This window comes from Shinella sp. GW821-FHT11G07 (assembly GCF_058808115.1).
Map to the genome: position 1 here is coordinate 496,399 of NZ_JBXARJ010000001.1, position 15,585 is coordinate 511,983.

The following is a 15,585-nucleotide window of genomic DNA, read 5'->3' on the forward strand; positions in this document are numbered from 1 at the left end:
TAAAGTCTACAAAGGTAAAGCGGCCAAGCCATCGAATTGGCCGCTTGCCTTATTTAGGAAACAGCAAACGCGGAATGCTGAATCCCTCGGTCGGCATAGATAGCAGACCGAAGCGACGGCCCTCCGCTCCCGGGCCGCTACGCCACAGATACCAAACCCACCCTATCCGCACTCAGAAATCCCAGTCGGCATCCTCGGTGGCGACCGCCTTGCCGATGACATAGGACGAGCCGGAGCCGGAAAAGAAGTCGTGGTTCTCGTCGGCATTCGGCGAGAGCGCAGAGAGAATTGCGGGGTTCACCTTGCAGGCCTCTGGCGGGAAAAGCGCCTCATAGCCGAGGTTCATCAGCGCCTTGTTGGCGTTGTAGTGCAGGAACTTCTTCACGTCCTCGGTCAGGCCGACGCCGTCATAGAGCGCTTCGGTGTATTTCGCCTCATTGTCATAGAGCTCGAGCAGCAGGTCGAAGGCGAAATCCTTGATCTCCTGACGCCGTTCCTCCGACAGCCGTTCCAGCGAACGCTGGAACTTGTAGCCGATGTAATAACCGTGCACGGCCTCGTCGCGGATGATCAGGCGGATCATGTCCGCGGTATTGGTGAGCTTTGCGCGGCTAGACCAGTACATCGGCAGGTAGAAGCCGGAATAGAACAGGAAACTTTCGAGGAAGACGCTGGCAACCTTCTTCTTCAAGGGATCGGCGGAAGCGTATTGCTCCATAATCAGCGCCGACTTCCGCTGCAAAAACTCGTTTTCCTCCGACCAGCGATAGGCGTCGTCGACGTCCGGCGTCGAGCAGAGCGTGGAGAAGATCGAGGAATAGGAACGCGCGTGCACGGCCTCCATGAAGGAGATGTTGGAGAGCACCGCCTCCTCGTGCTGGGTCGCTGAATCCTCCATCAACCGCACCGAGCCGACGCCGTTCTGGATTGTGTCAAGCAGGGTGAGGCCGGTGAAGACGCGGATGGTGAGCTGCTGCTCCTCCGGCTTCAAGGTAGCCCAGGACGGAATGTCATTGGAAAGCGGCACCTTTTCCGGCAGCCAGAAGTTTCCGGTCAGGCGGTTCCAGACTTCCAGGTCCTTGTCGTCCTCCATGCGGTTCCAGTTGATGGCGCGCACGGCGGCGGCCGCCTTCGGGGCTTTGGTCTTCACTTGGATATTCATGGTCTTCCCCGATGTCACAGTGCGCACGAGACGCAGCCCTGCACTTCCGTGCCGGACAGCGCCATTTGGCGAAGGCGGATGTAGTAGATGGTCTTGATGCCCTTCTTCCAGGCATAGATCTGCGCCCGGTTGATGTCGCGCGTCGTCGCGGTGTCGCGGAAGAACAAGGTCAGCGACAGGCCCTGGTCGACATGCTGCGTCGCCGCCGCATAGGTGTCGATGATCTTCTCCGGGCCGATCTCGTAGGCGTCCTGGTAGTAGTCGAGATTGTCGTTGGTCATGAAGGCGGCCGGGTAATAGACGCGACCTATCTTGCCCTCCTTGCGAATCTCGATCTTCGAGACGATCGGATGGATCGAGGACGTCGAGTGGTTGATGTAGGAGATCGAGCCCGTCGGTGGCACGGCCTGGAGATTCTGGTTGTAGAGACCACCTGTCATGACTGCCTGCTTCAGCTCAAGCCAGTCTTCCTGCGTCGGAATGTGGATACCCTCCTCTTCGAAGATGCCCCGCACCTTCTCCGTCGCCGGCAGCCACTCCGCTTCCGTGTATTTGTCGAAATATTCGCCGGAAGCGTATTTCGAATTCTCGAAGCCTTTGAAGCTCACGCCCTTCTCGACCGCCAGTCGGTTGGAGGCGCGGATGGCGTGGTACGTCACCGTGTAGAAATAGATATTGGTGAAGTCGATACCCTCTTCCGAGCCATAGAAGATGCGCTCACGGGCGAGGTAGCCGTGCAGGTTCATCTGGCCGAGGCCGATGGCGTGGCTGTCGTCATTGCCCTTCTCGACGGAGGGGACCGAGGAGATGTGGCTCATCTCGGAGACGGCCGTGAGTGCCCGGATCGACGTCTCGATCGTCTGGCCGAAATCGGGGCTATCCATAGCAGCCGCTATGTTGAGCGAGCCGAGATTGCAGGAAATGTCCTTGCCCATCGTCGCATAGGAGAGGTCGTCGTTGAACGCGCTCGGCTCGCTGACCTGCAGGATTTCCGAGCAAAGGTTGCTCATCGAGATGCGCCCGGCGATGGGGTTTGCCCGGTTCACCGTGTCCTCGAACATGATGTAAGGATAGCCGCTTTCGAACTGGATCTCGGCGATGATCTGGAAGAAGTCGCGCGCCTTGATCTTCTTCTTCTTGATGCGGGCGTCCTCGACCATCTCGCGGTACTTTTCCGTCACCGAGATCTCGGAGAAGGCGACACCGTAGACGCGCTCCACGTCATGCGGCGAGAACAGGTACATGTCTTCGTTGTTCTTCGCGAGTTCGAAGGTGATGTCGGGGATGACGACGCCGAGCGACAGCGTCTTGATGCGAATCTTCTCGTCGGCATTCTCGCGCTTAGTATCGAGGAAGCGCATGATATCGGGATGATGGGCGTTGAGATAGACCGCACCCGCGCCCTGCCGCGCACCGAGCTGGTTGGCGTAGGAGAAGGAATCTTCCAAGAGCTTCATCACCGGGATGACGCCGGAGGACTGGTTCTCGATCTGCTTGATCGGCGCTCCCATCTCGCGAAGGTTCGTCAGCGACAACGCCACGCCACCGCCGCGCTTGGAGAGCTGCAAGGCCGAATTGATCGAACGCCCTATGCTCTCCATATTGTCTTCGATGCGGAGCAGAAAACATGAGACGAGTTCACCGCGCTGCTTCTTGCCGGCATTGAGGAACGTCGGCGTCGCCGGCTGGAAGCGGCCGGAAATGATCTCATCGACGAGGTCGCGGGCAAGTGCTTCGTTGCCGCGCGCCAGCGCCAGCGCCACCATGCAGACGCGGTCCTCATAGCGCTCCAGGTAGCGCTTCCCGTCGAAAGTCTTCAGCGTATAGGACGTGTAATATTTGAAGGCGCCGAGAAAGGTCGGGAAACGGAACTTCTTGTCATAGGCGTGGTCGAACAGGTCGCGCACGAAATTGAAGGCATACTGGTCCAGCACCTCCTGCTCGTAGTAGCCCTCCGTCACCAGATAATCGAGTTTTTCCCTGAGGTTATGGAAGAACACGGTGTTCTGGTTGACGTGCTGGAGGAAATACTGCTTAGCGGCCAGCCGGTCCTTGTCGAGCTGGATTTTTCCACCCTCGTCGTAGAGGTTCAGCATGGCGTTCAGCGCGTGGTAGTCCAGCGCCGTAATCTCCGGGGCCTTGATCGGCTTGTCGAGCGTCATCGTGTCCAAAATCGTTCCAATCCATCTTTGACGTTGGCGACGTCTTCCGCGGTGCCCAAAAGCTCGAAGCGGTAGAGATATGGCACCCCGCATTTGGCGGAGATGGCATCGCCGGCGATCCCGAAGGTCGCGCCGAAATTGCTGTTGCCCGCGGCAATCACACCGCGAAGGTTTGCGCGGTTTTCCGCATCGTTGAGGAAGCGGATCACCTGCTTGGGAACGGCGCCTTTCCCGTCCTCACCGCAATAGGTAGGCACGACGAGCACGAAGGGCGCCTCCGCCTTCAGCGCCTCGTCGGCGCGGAGCGGAATGCGGGAGGCCGGAAGGCAGAGCTTTTCGACGAAACGACGGGTGTTTTCCGACCGGGTGGAAAAATAGACGAGCCCGCCCATCACCTGGCTCGCTTCAAGCCAGCGCGCTGATCATATCCGGGCGAAAGCCGGCCCAATGCTGCTCGCCGGCGATGACGACGGGAACCTGCCGGTAGCCGAGCCCCTGCACGAGCGCGAAGGCATCGGCATCCTCGGAAACGTCGACGACGCTGTAGTCGATGCCCTGGCGGTCGAGCGCGCGGGTGGTCGCGGTGCACTGGACGCAGGCAGGCTTGCTGTAGACGGTGATGGACATGGTCTTCCTCGTAATTGGACAATTGGGCGTGACAAATCGTTCAGCCATCCGCCGATGGCCGTTCGAAAAACTGGAGATGGGCAGATGGCCGCCTGAGACGGCCGGACACGAAACGCCGCTTACTCGCGCGGATGCACTGGAAACTGGATCGACATAACTTCACCCCGAAGTGATTATGCGGGACATACGGGGAGACGGGGCGCGACATCATTCCGCAACCCAACGCTCGCCTTCCGGACACCCCGCCCGTGGACATTCATGTACGAGGCAGGTCTCCTGGCTTGCGGGTCGCGGCATCCGTTCACCTTCCCAAGGCATTTGCGCCTCAGTGGCTTCATCGAACGAATGCTCGCCGCTTACAGTTGCGGGGGCAGCTCCGGTTTGACGCGGCCATCATGGCCGCCCCGGATTCCCGTCTTAGCCTTCGATCTTTTCGAATCGAAGGAACCTCGAACACAAGATATAGTAGACGAGGTAAAAAATGCGTCAACAGCTATGACGACTTATCAACGGTTTCGGTGCTGCACCGAAGTAGGCCGACCCCGCCCATCGGGTCTTTCAGCCAGAATTAGCCGCGTTCATCGATTGCGCCAATCCCTAAAACTGGCTTGTTTTGAACCGTCCGCCCGCCCCTACCAGGCATTCCTGCCCAGGCTTGCGCAGGCGCTGCGTGGAATCAGGTGCCATCGCAACACGCGCCTCACTGGCCATCATTGCAGCGTCTGAGACCTGGTCGGGATTGCCCTACGGCTATCTGTCCGTATCCGCCCTTGTTGCCGTCCGGCGAATGATCGTCGGGCCGAGCCAGCCGAGCAGCGGCAGCAAGGCAAGACCGAGCGCAAGGCTATCGTTACGTGGTTGCACCACAACGATATCCCGCCGGAAGGCGGCCGTGCCTTCTCCGCCGGTCCAAACTTCGCCACGCAGCGCGTCGATACTCGAAGGCACGGAGATCGCGAAGGCCGTCAGGTCTTCCTTTTCGCCCGTCTTGGCCGCGCGCACCTGGTAGCCGAACCCGGATCCTTCCGTCTGCACCACCTTCAGGCGGGCGAGCGGCAGGTTTAGCACATCGCCGTCCTGCCCGAAGCGGGCCTCGAGGCTATCAACCTGCGATGCCATGCGCCGAACCCAGATGTTTCGTCCTGCAACCGGATCCTGCTGCGGCGAGACGACCGGCATGTATTCCGTTTCGTCGAAACGATCCGCCTGCGATAGCGTCAAGTAGAAGGTGGAACCGGGTCGGGCGAAGATGCGCATATCCGCGCCGTTCGTGGCGATCGGCCGTGTCCAGCGCTCCTCGGGCACCACGTCGGCGACGGTGACACGGCGGCCGGCGATATCGACGACGTCGAGGCGGCGCAAGGTCTCCGGAACGGGCGTTCCGTTGACTATGAGCGCCATCTCGTACTGCCCTGCATCGAGGGCGAGACGGTAGGCCGTTGCGGGCGCCGTCACGAGCCGCAGGCTCGGCTTTGGCAGCGGGTCGGGCGGCGAGATGATTTCGACCGGCGCACCGCGAAGCCGCGCCGCCCCGGCTTCCAGCAACTTGCGCTCGTAGGCGCGTTGCTGCGCCTCGGCCTCGACATAGCGGCGAGCGAAGGTGCGTTCCTCCTGCTGGTAGGCGGTGTAGGCCGCAATGGCATCAGTGCCCCAGACGAGTTGGCCGCTGCCGTTCAGGACACCCTCGGGATAGAGGACGACATAGGGCGTGGGTTCGAGCTCCGCGGCCACCACACCATCCCGCATGACCCGGAGGGTGCCCGTGACATCCTGACGTTTCCTTTCGAGGTCGACATAGACCTGCCGGGAAAGCGGCCAGTAATATTCCTGCGTCTCGACGAAGGAGATGGCGCTGTCTTCGCCCGACAGAAGGTGTAGCGTCGGCGCATGCGAGGGCAGGAACATGTCCTTGAAGCCAAAACCATCCCAGACGCGACCGGTAATGATGACGGCATCCCGTCGTTCAGGCTCGATCGCTTTTGCAGGGCTGGCGGCTGATAGGCAAAGAAGGAGCAGGACGGCGAGGATTCTGCACATGCCTAGGCTCCCTTCCAGCGGGTAATGAGACAGGAGAGCAGCAGAAGCCCGGCCGTCAAAGCGACAACGCCGAGCGACTGCGCCACCGAAATCGCCTCCTGCGTGGCGAGCCGCTGGGCCAGAAAGGCGATGCCCGCAACGGGCGACAGCGCATGGAAGAGCGGCGCAGCGGCTTCCAGCAACGCCCGGAGATAAAGAGAAAACAGGCTCATGGTTTCCGCAGGCAGCGCCCGCAGCAGCCCGAGCCCCACGTCATAGGCCGCGAGCAACGCCACGAGCGCCAGATAGAGAACGACAGCGACGCGCACTGATCCCGTTGTCGCGGAAACGACAAGCCCCATCGCCATGACCGGCAGCACGAACAGGCCATTCGCAAGGATGGTGGCGAAATCGCCGGCACCCGTCACGCCCGCACCGAGGGGCTGTGCGGCAGCAAGATAGATGCAGTAGACGGCAACAAGTGCTGCAAGCACCACGAGTTCCGCCAGATATTTCGCCAGCACGATCGCGCTCGATGAGACCGGCCCGACCAGCAGTACCTCCAGCGTATGATGCTCGCGCTCCCAACTGAGCGCGCCGGCGAGCCTGAGCCCCAGCACAAGGCCGAGAAACACCACGACGAGAAGGTTCAGCCCCGCCAGCGGATCCGCCGTCACGACGACGGATTCGGTCTCGAACGTCTGAGCGAAACCGAATCCGTAGACATAGGCCATGAGGCAGAGTGCACTGGCGACGAGCCCGAACCACAACGATGCAAACTTGGCGGCCGTTTCGCGGCGGACCATCAGTAAGGCCTGACGGCCCATTCCAGGGGGGCGTAGTCTTGCTGCGACGGATGGGGGGCGGACATGTTCCATGGCGCGGCCGATCACATCACAGTGCGGATCAGGCCGCCGTCGATCCGGAGCGCTGCGCCATTGACGATGCCGGTGCGCGTGCTGCCGAGGAAGGTGACGAAGTCGGCCACCTCCTCCGGCTTCGACAGCCGCTGGATCAGTGAGGTCGGGCGGTTTTCCGCAACAAAGCGACGCTGCGCTTCCGGCGTTGGAACATCGGGATAGAGGCCGGCAATGAGATCCGCGACACCTTCCGTGCTGCATGGGCCGGGCAGAACCGAATTGACGGTGACAGCGGTGCCTTTGGTCGTTTCGGCAAGGTTGCGGGCAAGCGACAGCTGCATGGTCTTGGTGGCGCTGTAGGCGGGCATTTCCGGTGCGGGATTGATGCCGGATTCGCTTGCCATGAACACCACGCGCCCGCTGTTGCGCGCCAGCATCTTCGGCAGATAGTTGCGGGCCAGCCGCACACCACTCATGACGTTCACCTCGATCAGCTCGTACCAGCGATCGTCCCCGGCCTTGTAGATATCGACCGCCTCGTAGATGCCGAGATTGACCACCAGCACGTCGACATCACTGCAATTTGCAATGAGTTCGTCACAGCCCCCCTTCGTGCCGGAATTGCCGACGGCCTGTTCAAGCCGTGCATCCGGAACCTCCGCCCTTAAGCGTGCAACGGCCTTGGAGACACTGTCCGCGCTTCGGCCGTTGATGACAACGGTCGCACCCTCGCGCGCCATGGCTGTTGCAATGGCAAAACCGAGACCGCCGGTGGATGCCGTGATAAGGCAGCGCCTGCCGCTGTAACCGAGATCCATGTTCGTTCCCCTTTCAATGGACGAGCCCTGCGGGCTCTTGGCGGACCGGGAATTCCGGCCGGGTCAAATCGATGAAGATATCCTCCAGCGACGGCGTAGCCGCTTCGACGGAGAGGACCGTGTAACCCGCCCCCGAAAGAAGCCGGACGGCGTGCGCCCGTGCATCCCGCCCATCTTCCGGCGCCCGGCGGAGAAAGATCTCCAGCCGGTGCGGACCAATTTGGCGCACCCGCTCCACTTCCGGCAGGGCGCCAATTCGTTCCAGGCCCTGCGCCGCCGGCTCGTGGAGTTCCACTTGCAGGCTTGCTTGCGGCAGTCCTGCCGGAAGCAGCGCGGCCGGCCGGCCGGTTGCCAGAACACGGCCTTGCCGCATGAAGACGACGCTGTCACAAACCCGCTCCATCTCGGCCAGTTGATGGGAGGAAAACAGCAGCGTCACCCCTTCCGCCTTCATCTCGCGAAAGATCGCGCGCATGTCCGCAACGCCGGTCGGGTCGAGGCCGAGCGTCGGCTCGTCGAGGATGAGAAGTTCCGGCCGGTGCAGCATCACGCGGGCAAGGCAGGCCCGCTGCTGCATGCCGCGAGAGAAGTCGCCAAGCCGTCTCTCCGCTGCCGACGCCAGGCCGACCCGTTCGATGACCTCCTTCACACGGCTGCCCGCATCCGGAATACCGTAGAGATCGGCGAAGAAACGCAGGTATCCCCGCGCAGTCATCTCCGGGTAAACCCGAGGCTTCTCCTGCAAATAGCCGATCAGCGCGCGGAGATCGCGCCGGCGGCTAGTTTGCCGCACGCCGAGCACTTCGATCTCGCCGCCATCCCGTTCGATGAGCCCGACGATCATGTTCATCACCGTGGTCTTGCCCGCACCGTTCGGGCCAAGAAACCCGGTAATGTCCCCGCGCGCCACCGCGAACGTGGCATCCTCCACGGCGCGCTTGGCGCCAAAAGTCTTGGAGAGGGCATGGACAGCAAGGGCGGGGCTGATCACGGGATCGTCCTTCTCAATAGGGCAACGGCGTCACGTAAAGCCGGGCCAGGTTGATGACGATCATCGAGACGCCGGCTGCCAGCAGGAATTCCATCGGCCAGGCGAAAAGTTTGGCCCGGTCGTTCCAGAATTTGAGCGAGACGATCACGATAACGGCGATCACCGAGGCCGGCCAATGCGAGACATCACCGGCCATGACGGTGCAGGATCCGAGCAGCAGGGCAATGATGACGAGAAGGATGACGTTGGATCTGTTCATGTCAGATCTCCTCTCTCGAAACGTCGCTGCCTACGGCCTGGGCGATGGTGCGCCCCGTGAGCGGATCGAACAGGTAGATCCAGTTCGGGTCGAAGCGCGCGGCGCGCCGGCTTCCCTCCGCCTTGGAGAGATGGGCGGTGTCGGTGGTGGACGTGCGGGTCGTCACCATCACGGAACCGCATTGCAGAACGTAGAGATTTTCCGCGCCGGTCGGCTCGAAGGAGTAGAGTTCTGCGACGATGCGGTGCTCCGCATCCGGTGTTTCCCGGATCGCGATATGTTCCGGTCGCACGCCGAGGCGCACCGGCTTGTCGATGAGGTCCACAAGCCCATTGCGCGCCACCCAGTCCGCATCAAGCGGAACCGCAAAATGCTCGGTCATCGCGACGATCTTACCTTCGAGACGCGCGATGCGGGCATCGAGAATGTTCATCTGCGGCTCGCCGACGAAGGTCGCGACGAATTCCGTCGCTGGCCGCTCGAAGATTTCGCGCGGGGTGGCGAATTGCAGCATTTCGCCATCCTTCATCACGATGATGCGGTCCGCCATGGTCATGGCCTCCAGCTGGTCATGCGTGACGAAGATCGTGGTGACGCCGACCGTCTTCTGGATGTGGCGCAGCTCGGCGCGCATCTGTCCGCGTAGCTGCGCATCGAGATGTGACATCGGCTCATCCATCAAGAACACGTCTGCATCGCGCACCAGCATGCGGGCGATCGCCACGCGCTGGAGCTGACCTGCCGAGAGCTGGTCGGGCTTGCGCTGCAGCACCTCGGTGATCTGCATGGTGCGGGCAACCGCCTCGACCTTGCTGGCGATCTCCGCCCGGCCAAGCCGACGCACTTCCAGCGGATAGGCGATGTTGCCGAAGACCGTCAGGTGGCGATAGAGGCCGTAGTCTTGGAAGACCATGCCGACATTGCGGTAGCGTGGCCTGAGGAAGGTAACGTTGCGCCCACCGATGGCAATGCGCCCGCTGCTCGGCATTTCGAGCCCGGCGATCATGCGCAGCGTCGTCGTCTTGCCGCAGCCAGAAGGGCCGAGAAGGAAGACGAACTCCCCGTCATTGACCGTGATGTTGACGTCGTCGACGGCCTTGAACGCGCCAAACTGCTTCATCAGGCTGTTGATCTGTATGTCAGCCATGACCGTGTTCCATTCTGTTGCCTGCGCTGTTGCGGAGAAGGATCATTTGCGCACCACGCCCTGCGACAGGCCGCTTATCAGCTGGCGTTGCAAAAGCAGCACGAAGAGGATGAGTGGTGCCGTGATGAGCACGACGGCAGCGCCCAGCACGTTCCAGCGGATATCGGCGCCGATCGAATAGGCCATGATGGCCGGTGGCATAGTCTTCGCCTGGGTACTGGTGAGGAAGGTCGCGAAGGCGAACTCGTTCCAGGACAGGATCATGACGAAGATCGAGGTGGCCGTGATCGAGGGCATCATCACCGGCAGCGTGACCTTGCGGAAGGCAGCGAACCAGGTATCGCCGTCCACCATGGCGGATTCCTCGTAACGGCGGGGAATGTCACGAAAGTAGCCCGTCAGCATCCACACCACGAAGGGCAGCTGCATCGCCGTATAAAGGATGATCAGGCCCAGCAGTGTGTCGAGCAGGCCGACGGTCTGGAAAGTGACGAAGATCGGGATCAGAACCGCGACCGGTGGCATCATGCGGTTCGTCAGCACCCAGAAGGACACGTCGTCCCGGCCGGTGAAATCGTAACGCGCCAGCGCATAGGCACAGAACATGCCGATCGTCACCGAGAAGAAGGTCGAGGCGAGCGAGACGATGACGCTGTTGAAGAAGTTCTTCAGGATGCCCTTCTCGACGATCAGGTAGTGGAACGCTTCGAGCGAGGGCGTGAAGAACCAGGCGGGCGTGGCGGAAGATGCCGAGGCGCCATCCATGAACCCGGTCATGACCACCCAGAGATAGGGCACAAAATTGACCAGGCAGACGAGGAGGAGCACGAGATAGACCCACCAGTTGCGTTGCACTGCGGGTGCTGCTGGCGATTCCAGGCTATAGGCTAGCTTTTTCATGGCAGCTCTCCTTACTCGGCGACTTCGGTCTTGGACCGGAAGACGCGGATGAACACGAAGCTCATCACGATGATGATCATCATCATGATCAGCGAGAGGGCGGCCGCCTTCGAGGCGTCGAAGAATTCGAGGCCGGTCTTCGTCAGGAAGACATTCATGGTGGTGGTGGCGTTGCCCGGTCCGCCGCGTGTCATGATCACGATCAGCTCATAGGTGCGGAAGGCATCCATGGTGCGGATGACGACGGCGATCAGGATTGCCGGACGCAGCAGCGGCATGGTGATGGTCCAGAACACCCGCCACGAGCTGGCGCCGTCGATTTCCGCCGCCTCGTAGGGCTGGCGCGGAATGGAGGCGAGGCCGGCCGACAGCATCAGGAACATGAACGGCGTCCATTCCCAGACATCGACGAAGACCAGCGTCTGGAAGGCGACAATCGGATCGGACAGGAAGGGGATTTCACCGAAGCCGAGGGCCTTGGTGATGCCGCCGACATAGTAGGTCACGAGGCCTGCGCCGGGGTAGAACATGTAGCGCCAGATCAGGGCGGCGACCAGTGGTGGCAGGATCATCGGGATGAGGATGAAGACACGCATGAAGGCGATGCCGGTCAACTGCCGCTGGAAGAGCAGCGCGAGCCCAAGACCGAGCCAGAACTCGATGAACACCGCCTGCACCGTGAAGAGCAGCGTCTTGCGCATCGCATGCCAGAATTCCGGGTCCTGGATCAGCGCCTGATACTGGTAGAGCCCGACGAAGATGCGCGGCAGATAGGGCTTGGACAGGATGACATTGTGGCTCGCAATGTAGAGCGAATAGAGAAACGGATAGATGCCGATGGCAAACAGGATGATGAGCGTCGGCGCCATCAGAACCCACGGAAAGACCGCCCGGTTCGAAGGGCCGAAACGGGACAGGATGCCCCTCTGCCCGAAGACCATGGCCGGGGCTGTGGTTGTGCGTTCCGAGATCGACATGTCTCAGTCCCTTTGATTTGCGGTTGGAGCATGGTGCCGGCACCCGTCGGCAGGTTTCCGGGGTACCGGCCGGGACCGGGACATGAAGCCATGCCCCGGAGCCGCTAGGATCAGTTCCACTCAGACGGCAGGCGATCGTAGTAGGTCAGGTCGCGCCATTGCTGTTTCGGCAGATCGTTGCGGCCGGGAATGTAGTAGCCGCCCTTGCGCATCGCGTCGGTCATGCGTTTTTCCATGTTGGCGGCGGCCGTCTTGCTGTCGATCTCGCCGATCCAGGCGCGGTTGCCCTCTTCACCCATGATGTCGGAGATCTCGGCCCATTCCGGCACGCGGATACGCTCGTCGGGGTTGGTTTCCTTCAGCATGAAATCGTAGACACCCGGCCACCAGGGCTGATACTTCGCGAGCGTCTCGCTCTTGTAGGTCGAGTGGCGTGACGGACCGGCACCGTACTGGGTGGCGCGCGCCTGAATATCCTTCGAGGTCAGCCACTGGATGAAGGTCCAGGTCGCCTCCTTGTTCTGCGAATCCTTGGACAGGCCGAGCGACCAGGCGCCGAACCAGGGGTCGATCACGCCGTCGGGACCGACCGGCGTATGCAGGTGCACGTTCTTGCTGGCGACCTTCGCCTGCGTCGCAGGATCTTCGAAAAAGCCATTGACGAAGTCCTGGTAGTTCCAGGTACCGAAGGCATTGCCAGCCTGGTAGACTGCGGTCGCTTCACCGATGCCCCAGTTCGCGCTGTCGGACGGCATGAACTCCTTGAAGCTCAGGAAGTAGTCGATCGACGCGACAGTGCGCTCGTTGTTGATCGAGATCTTCCAGTCCTTGTCGACATATTCGTCGCCCTTGGTCTCAGGCGTCTGGAAGGCATAGAGGTACGGCAGGTAGGTGACGCCCCAGAACCAGCGGCCCGGAATGTTGGCGAAACCGATCATGCCGGATTCGGGATTGTTCACCTTCTTGGCCGCGTCATACATGTACTTGGTCGTGAATTCGGGCGAGAAGCGCTCCGGTAGCTTGAAGCCGGCCTTCTCCGCGATATCCGCGCGGAAGGTCGTGCCGACAGGCCCTGCCCCGATCGGCATGGTGTAGAGCGTATCGTTGAAGACACCCGTGCCGCTGATGACGCGTGGCAGGAAGTCATCAATGTCGTAGTCGGCATCCGTCAGGTCGGCGTTCTTGACATAGGGCATCAGCGGTTCCAGGAAACCGGCCGCGGCATATTCGGCAAGCCACATCACATCGACGGCGAAGAAGTCATAGGTGCCGGTGCCCTGCTGCATTTCCACCAGGGATTTCTGCCGGTAGTTCTCGAAGGGCACTTCGTCGACGATCACCTTGATGCCGTACTTTTCCTCGAATTCGGGGAAGAATTTCGACAGCGCCGCGAACTGCGGCATGGATGGCGCGAGGAAGTGGATGGTCTTGCCCGCCAAGGCCTTCTGCGCCTCCGTCTGGGCGTGGGCAGGAAGGGCCAGCAGCAGTAACGACAGCCCGGCCGCCGTGGCGGCACTCAATTTCACGATGCTCATTCTCTCCTCCTCCATTGTTGGTGCATGCGTAGCCATCGCCACGCCGTGTCAGGCGTGAAGTCGTGCCGTCCTTTGTCGGGTGAAGCGCGCCTGCCGCACGGTGCGACCGGTATCGGCGTCGAACAAGTAGACAAAGTCGGGGTCGATGCGGAATGCGATCGGCGCACCGATCGCTCGCGGATATTTCAGTGCGGCATCGAGCGTTGTCATCGCGCGGATCACCTGACCCTCCACCTCGATGTCGAAGATCACCCGTGACCCCAGGGTTTCGACGGCGAAGATCGTGCCCTGCACGCGGCAGGGATGGTCGGCATCCGGCGGGCAGAGGTGAAGCTGCTGCGGCCGCAACCCCAAGAGATAGTTGCCGCCGGGCTTTACCGCCTCGCCCTCCTGCATCCAGTCGTGATCGACCGCGATATACGCGTCGCCGATCCGCAGCAGATGGCAGCCGTTGGAATGTGAAATGGCGGCTCTCATGACATTCATCGGCGGTTCGCCGACGAAGGTGGCGGCAAAGAGCGTTTCCGGCCGGTCGAAGAGGACTTGCGGTGCGGCGATCTGCTCGATCCGGCCCTTGTTGATCAGCACGATCCGGTCGGCCATGGTCATCGCCTCGAGCTGATCGTGCGAGACATAGAGCATCGTCGCCTTGAACTCGCGCTGCAGGCGCTTGAACTCGACGCGCATGCGGGCGCGCAGCTGCGCATCGAGATGGGAGATCGGCTCGTCCAGCAGGAAGACATCCGCATCGCGCACCAATGCCCTGCCGATCGCGACACGCTGCATCTGGCCACCGGAAAGCTGGTTCGGCCGGCGCTCCAGGAGCTTCTCGATCTGCAAGGTTTCGGCGACACCGGCGATATGGCGGCGCATCTCGCCCTCCGCCATCTTCCGGATGCGCAGCGGATAGGCGAGGTTTTCGAAGACGCTGAGATGCGGAAAAAGCGAGTGTTTGTCATAGACCATGGCGAGGTTACGCTCGCGCGGCATCCAGCGCGTCACATCGCGCCCACCGATCATGATGCGACCCGCACTTGCCTCTTCCAGCCCGGCAACGAGGCGCAGCGTCGTGGTCTTGCCAGCACCTGACGGCCCCAGCAGAAACACGGCCTCGCGGTCGGCGACGTCGAGCGAAATGCCGCGCAGTGCTTCAAAGCCGCCCTTGAATGCTTTTGCCAGGTTGTCGATCTGAAGGTCAGCCATTGTCTTTTCCGGTTGAAGATCAAAGAATTGCGCGAATGGTGCCGCCTTCGGCCCGCATCGCCATGCCGTTCAGAGCCGGTGAGGCTGCAAGATGGACGACGCTCGCGGCGACCTCCTCCGGGGCGATCATCCGGCGGATCAGCGAGGTCGGCTCGGTTTCGTCGAAATAGTCGGCGACCACCTGCTCGCGGGTGACACCCTTCTCGCGGGCGATCTGCTCGTGGTAGCGCCGCACGGCGAGCGTGTCGGTCGGTCCGGGCAGGATAGTATTGACGCGCACGCGTGTGCCCTGGGTCAGTTCGGCGAGTGCCCGCGACACACCAAGAAGGCAGGCCTTCATCGCGCCATAGTGCGGCATCCAGGCCTGCGGCTTCACCGCGCTCTCGCTGCTGATGAAGACGATAGACCCCTCCCCGCGCGCCAACATGTCTTGCAACAGCAGCCGGGACATGCGCACGCCCGTCATGACGTTGACATCGAAGAAGCGGAACCAGTCCTCGTCGCGCGTTTCGAAAAACGGCCGCACTTCGAAAATTCCAACGGAGTTGATGAGAAAATCAACCGGGGCGTGGCCTCGCGCGAAATCGGCAAGGCGACGGTCCTCGCCGGTCACCGTCAGATCGCAGGCCATGCCGCGCGCCTGGGTGCCAAGCTGCACGATCGCCGAGGCAACTTCCGCCTCGAGAAGACCGCTTATCGTCGCGCTGGCGCCCTCGGCGACAAAGGCCTCAGCCACCGCAAGGCCGATGCCCGTCGCACCGCCCGTGACCAGCACATGCTTGCCCTTCAGACCATAATCCATTGCCCAAACCTCCCATGGCAATCGGGGATAGCTCCCCGGCAGACCGCCCCTCCAGACGGTCCGTTCGTTTCCTCCGTGCGACCATCTGGTCGCCAGCCCTGTCGGCCGAAGGAACTTGCCTTGGTC

General features: G+C 61.7%; 15 protein-coding genes and 1 riboswitch. All 15 genes read right to left on the reverse strand.

Features of this window, described 5'->3' with window-relative positions; translation table 11 throughout:
• Positions 1 to 172 precede the first annotated feature (172 nt).
• The gene (gene nrdF, locus AC1RT2_RS02220; protein WP_069062645.1) at positions 173 to 1,162 is read right to left on the reverse strand and encodes a class 1b ribonucleoside-diphosphate reductase subunit beta; all 990 of its coding nucleotides are present in this window, start codon (positions 1,160 to 1,162) and stop codon (positions 173 to 175) included.
• 14 nt (positions 1,163 to 1,176) lie between these two features.
• Positions 1,177 to 3,324 carry a class 1b ribonucleoside-diphosphate reductase subunit alpha gene (gene nrdE / locus AC1RT2_RS02225; protein ID WP_493099555.1) on the reverse strand — a complete coding sequence of 716 codons (2,148 nt, stop codon included), beginning with the start codon at positions 3,322 to 3,324 and terminating at the stop codon, positions 1,177 to 1,179.
• Complete coding sequence (gene nrdI, locus AC1RT2_RS02230) at positions 3,321 to 3,716, reverse strand: class Ib ribonucleoside-diphosphate reductase assembly flavoprotein NrdI (protein WP_493099075.1); 396 nt, start codon at positions 3,714 to 3,716, stop codon at positions 3,321 to 3,323. Before nrdI ends, nrdE begins: the two co-directional genes overlap by 4 nt.
• A gap of 13 nt (positions 3,717 to 3,729) precedes the next feature.
• Complete coding sequence (nrdH, locus tag AC1RT2_RS02235) at positions 3,730 to 3,951, reverse strand: glutaredoxin-like protein NrdH (RefSeq protein ID WP_069062642.1); 222 nt, start codon at positions 3,949 to 3,951, stop codon at positions 3,730 to 3,732.
• Between the two features lie 249 nt (positions 3,952 to 4,200).
• Positions 4,201 to 4,418, reverse strand: a riboswitch (cobalamin riboswitch).
• Positions 4,419 to 4,701: 283 nt separating this feature from the next.
• On the reverse strand, positions 4,702 to 5,988 hold the full coding sequence (locus AC1RT2_RS02240) for a hypothetical protein (protein ID WP_493099077.1): 1,287 nt from the start codon (positions 5,986 to 5,988) through the stop codon (positions 4,702 to 4,704).
• Positions 5,989 to 5,990: 2 nt separating this feature from the next.
• Positions 5,991 to 6,773, reverse strand: coding sequence for an ABC transporter permease subunit (locus AC1RT2_RS02245; protein WP_493099079.1), 783 nt, complete (start codon positions 6,771 to 6,773; stop codon positions 5,991 to 5,993).
• A gap of 83 nt (positions 6,774 to 6,856) precedes the next feature.
• Complete coding sequence (locus tag AC1RT2_RS02250; protein ID WP_493099081.1) at positions 6,857 to 7,645, reverse strand: SDR family NAD(P)-dependent oxidoreductase; 789 nt, start codon at positions 7,643 to 7,645, stop codon at positions 6,857 to 6,859.
• A gap of 13 nt (positions 7,646 to 7,658) precedes the next feature.
• Positions 7,659 to 8,636 (reverse strand): ABC transporter ATP-binding protein, encoded by a 978-nt coding sequence (locus AC1RT2_RS02255; RefSeq protein WP_493099083.1) that lies wholly within the window; start codon positions 8,634 to 8,636, stop codon positions 7,659 to 7,661.
• A gap of 13 nt (positions 8,637 to 8,649) precedes the next feature.
• Positions 8,650 to 8,895, reverse strand: a complete 246-nt coding sequence (locus AC1RT2_RS02260; protein WP_493099085.1) for a hypothetical protein — start codon at positions 8,893 to 8,895, stop codon at positions 8,650 to 8,652.
• A 1-nt stretch (position 8,896) separates the two neighbouring features.
• Positions 8,897 to 10,042 carry an ABC transporter ATP-binding protein gene (locus AC1RT2_RS02265; RefSeq protein ID WP_493099087.1) on the reverse strand — a complete coding sequence of 382 codons (1,146 nt, stop codon included), beginning with the start codon at positions 10,040 to 10,042 and terminating at the stop codon, positions 8,897 to 8,899.
• A 42-nt stretch (positions 10,043 to 10,084) separates the two neighbouring features.
• A complete protein-coding gene (locus AC1RT2_RS02270) occupies positions 10,085 to 10,942 on the reverse strand; it encodes a carbohydrate ABC transporter permease (RefSeq protein WP_493099089.1) in 858 nt (285 codons plus the stop codon).
• Between the two features lie 11 nt (positions 10,943 to 10,953).
• Positions 10,954 to 11,919 carry a carbohydrate ABC transporter permease gene (locus AC1RT2_RS02275; RefSeq protein WP_493099090.1) on the reverse strand — a complete coding sequence of 322 codons (966 nt, stop codon included), beginning with the start codon at positions 11,917 to 11,919 and terminating at the stop codon, positions 10,954 to 10,956.
• A gap of 110 nt (positions 11,920 to 12,029) precedes the next feature.
• A complete protein-coding gene (locus AC1RT2_RS02280) occupies positions 12,030 to 13,454 on the reverse strand; it encodes an ABC transporter substrate-binding protein (RefSeq protein ID WP_493099091.1) in 1,425 nt (474 codons plus the stop codon).
• 48 nt (positions 13,455 to 13,502) lie between these two features.
• Positions 13,503 to 14,657 (reverse strand): ABC transporter ATP-binding protein, encoded by a 1,155-nt coding sequence (locus tag AC1RT2_RS02285; RefSeq protein WP_493099093.1) that lies wholly within the window; start codon positions 14,655 to 14,657, stop codon positions 13,503 to 13,505.
• 19 nt (positions 14,658 to 14,676) lie between these two features.
• Entirely contained in the window at positions 14,677 to 15,459 is a 783-nt protein-coding gene (locus tag AC1RT2_RS02290; protein ID WP_493099095.1) for an SDR family NAD(P)-dependent oxidoreductase, read from the reverse strand.
• Positions 15,460 to 15,585 lie beyond the last annotated feature (126 nt).

What these genes read in the sequence shown, in the direction of transcription:
- nrdF (WP_069062645.1), bottom strand. Translation starts at nt 1,162, where the DNA reads ATGAATATCCAAGTGAAGACCAAAGCCCCGAAGGCGGCCGCCGCCGTG.
- nrdE (WP_493099555.1), bottom strand. Translation starts at nt 3,324, where the DNA reads ATGACGCTCGACAAGCCGATCAAGGCCCCGGAGATTACGGCGCTGGAC.
- nrdI (WP_493099075.1), bottom strand. Translation starts at nt 3,716, where the DNA reads ATGGGCGGGCTCGTCTATTTTTCCACCCGGTCGGAAAACACCCGTCGT.
- nrdH (WP_069062642.1), bottom strand. Translation starts at nt 3,951, where the DNA reads ATGTCCATCACCGTCTACAGCAAGCCTGCCTGCGTCCAGTGCACCGCG.
- AC1RT2_RS02240 (WP_493099077.1), bottom strand. Translation starts at nt 5,988, where the DNA reads ATGTGCAGAATCCTCGCCGTCCTGCTCCTTCTTTGCCTATCAGCCGCC.
- AC1RT2_RS02245 (WP_493099079.1), bottom strand. Translation starts at nt 6,773, where the DNA reads ATGGTCCGCCGCGAAACGGCCGCCAAGTTTGCATCGTTGTGGTTCGGG.
- AC1RT2_RS02250 (WP_493099081.1), bottom strand. Translation starts at nt 7,645, where the DNA reads ATGGATCTCGGTTACAGCGGCAGGCGCTGCCTTATCACGGCATCCACC.
- AC1RT2_RS02260 (WP_493099085.1), bottom strand. Translation starts at nt 8,895, where the DNA reads ATGAACAGATCCAACGTCATCCTTCTCGTCATCATTGCCCTGCTGCTC.
- AC1RT2_RS02265 (WP_493099087.1), bottom strand. Translation starts at nt 10,042, where the DNA reads ATGGCTGACATACAGATCAACAGCCTGATGAAGCAGTTTGGCGCGTTC.
- AC1RT2_RS02270 (WP_493099089.1), bottom strand. Translation starts at nt 10,942, where the DNA reads ATGAAAAAGCTAGCCTATAGCCTGGAATCGCCAGCAGCACCCGCAGTG.
- AC1RT2_RS02275 (WP_493099090.1), bottom strand. Translation starts at nt 11,919, where the DNA reads ATGTCGATCTCGGAACGCACAACCACAGCCCCGGCCATGGTCTTCGGG.
- AC1RT2_RS02280 (WP_493099091.1), bottom strand. Translation starts at nt 13,454, where the DNA reads ATGAGCATCGTGAAATTGAGTGCCGCCACGGCGGCCGGGCTGTCGTTA.
- AC1RT2_RS02285 (WP_493099093.1), bottom strand. Translation starts at nt 14,657, where the DNA reads ATGGCTGACCTTCAGATCGACAACCTGGCAAAAGCATTCAAGGGCGGC.
- AC1RT2_RS02290 (WP_493099095.1), bottom strand. Translation starts at nt 15,459, where the DNA reads ATGGATTATGGTCTGAAGGGCAAGCATGTGCTGGTCACGGGCGGTGCG.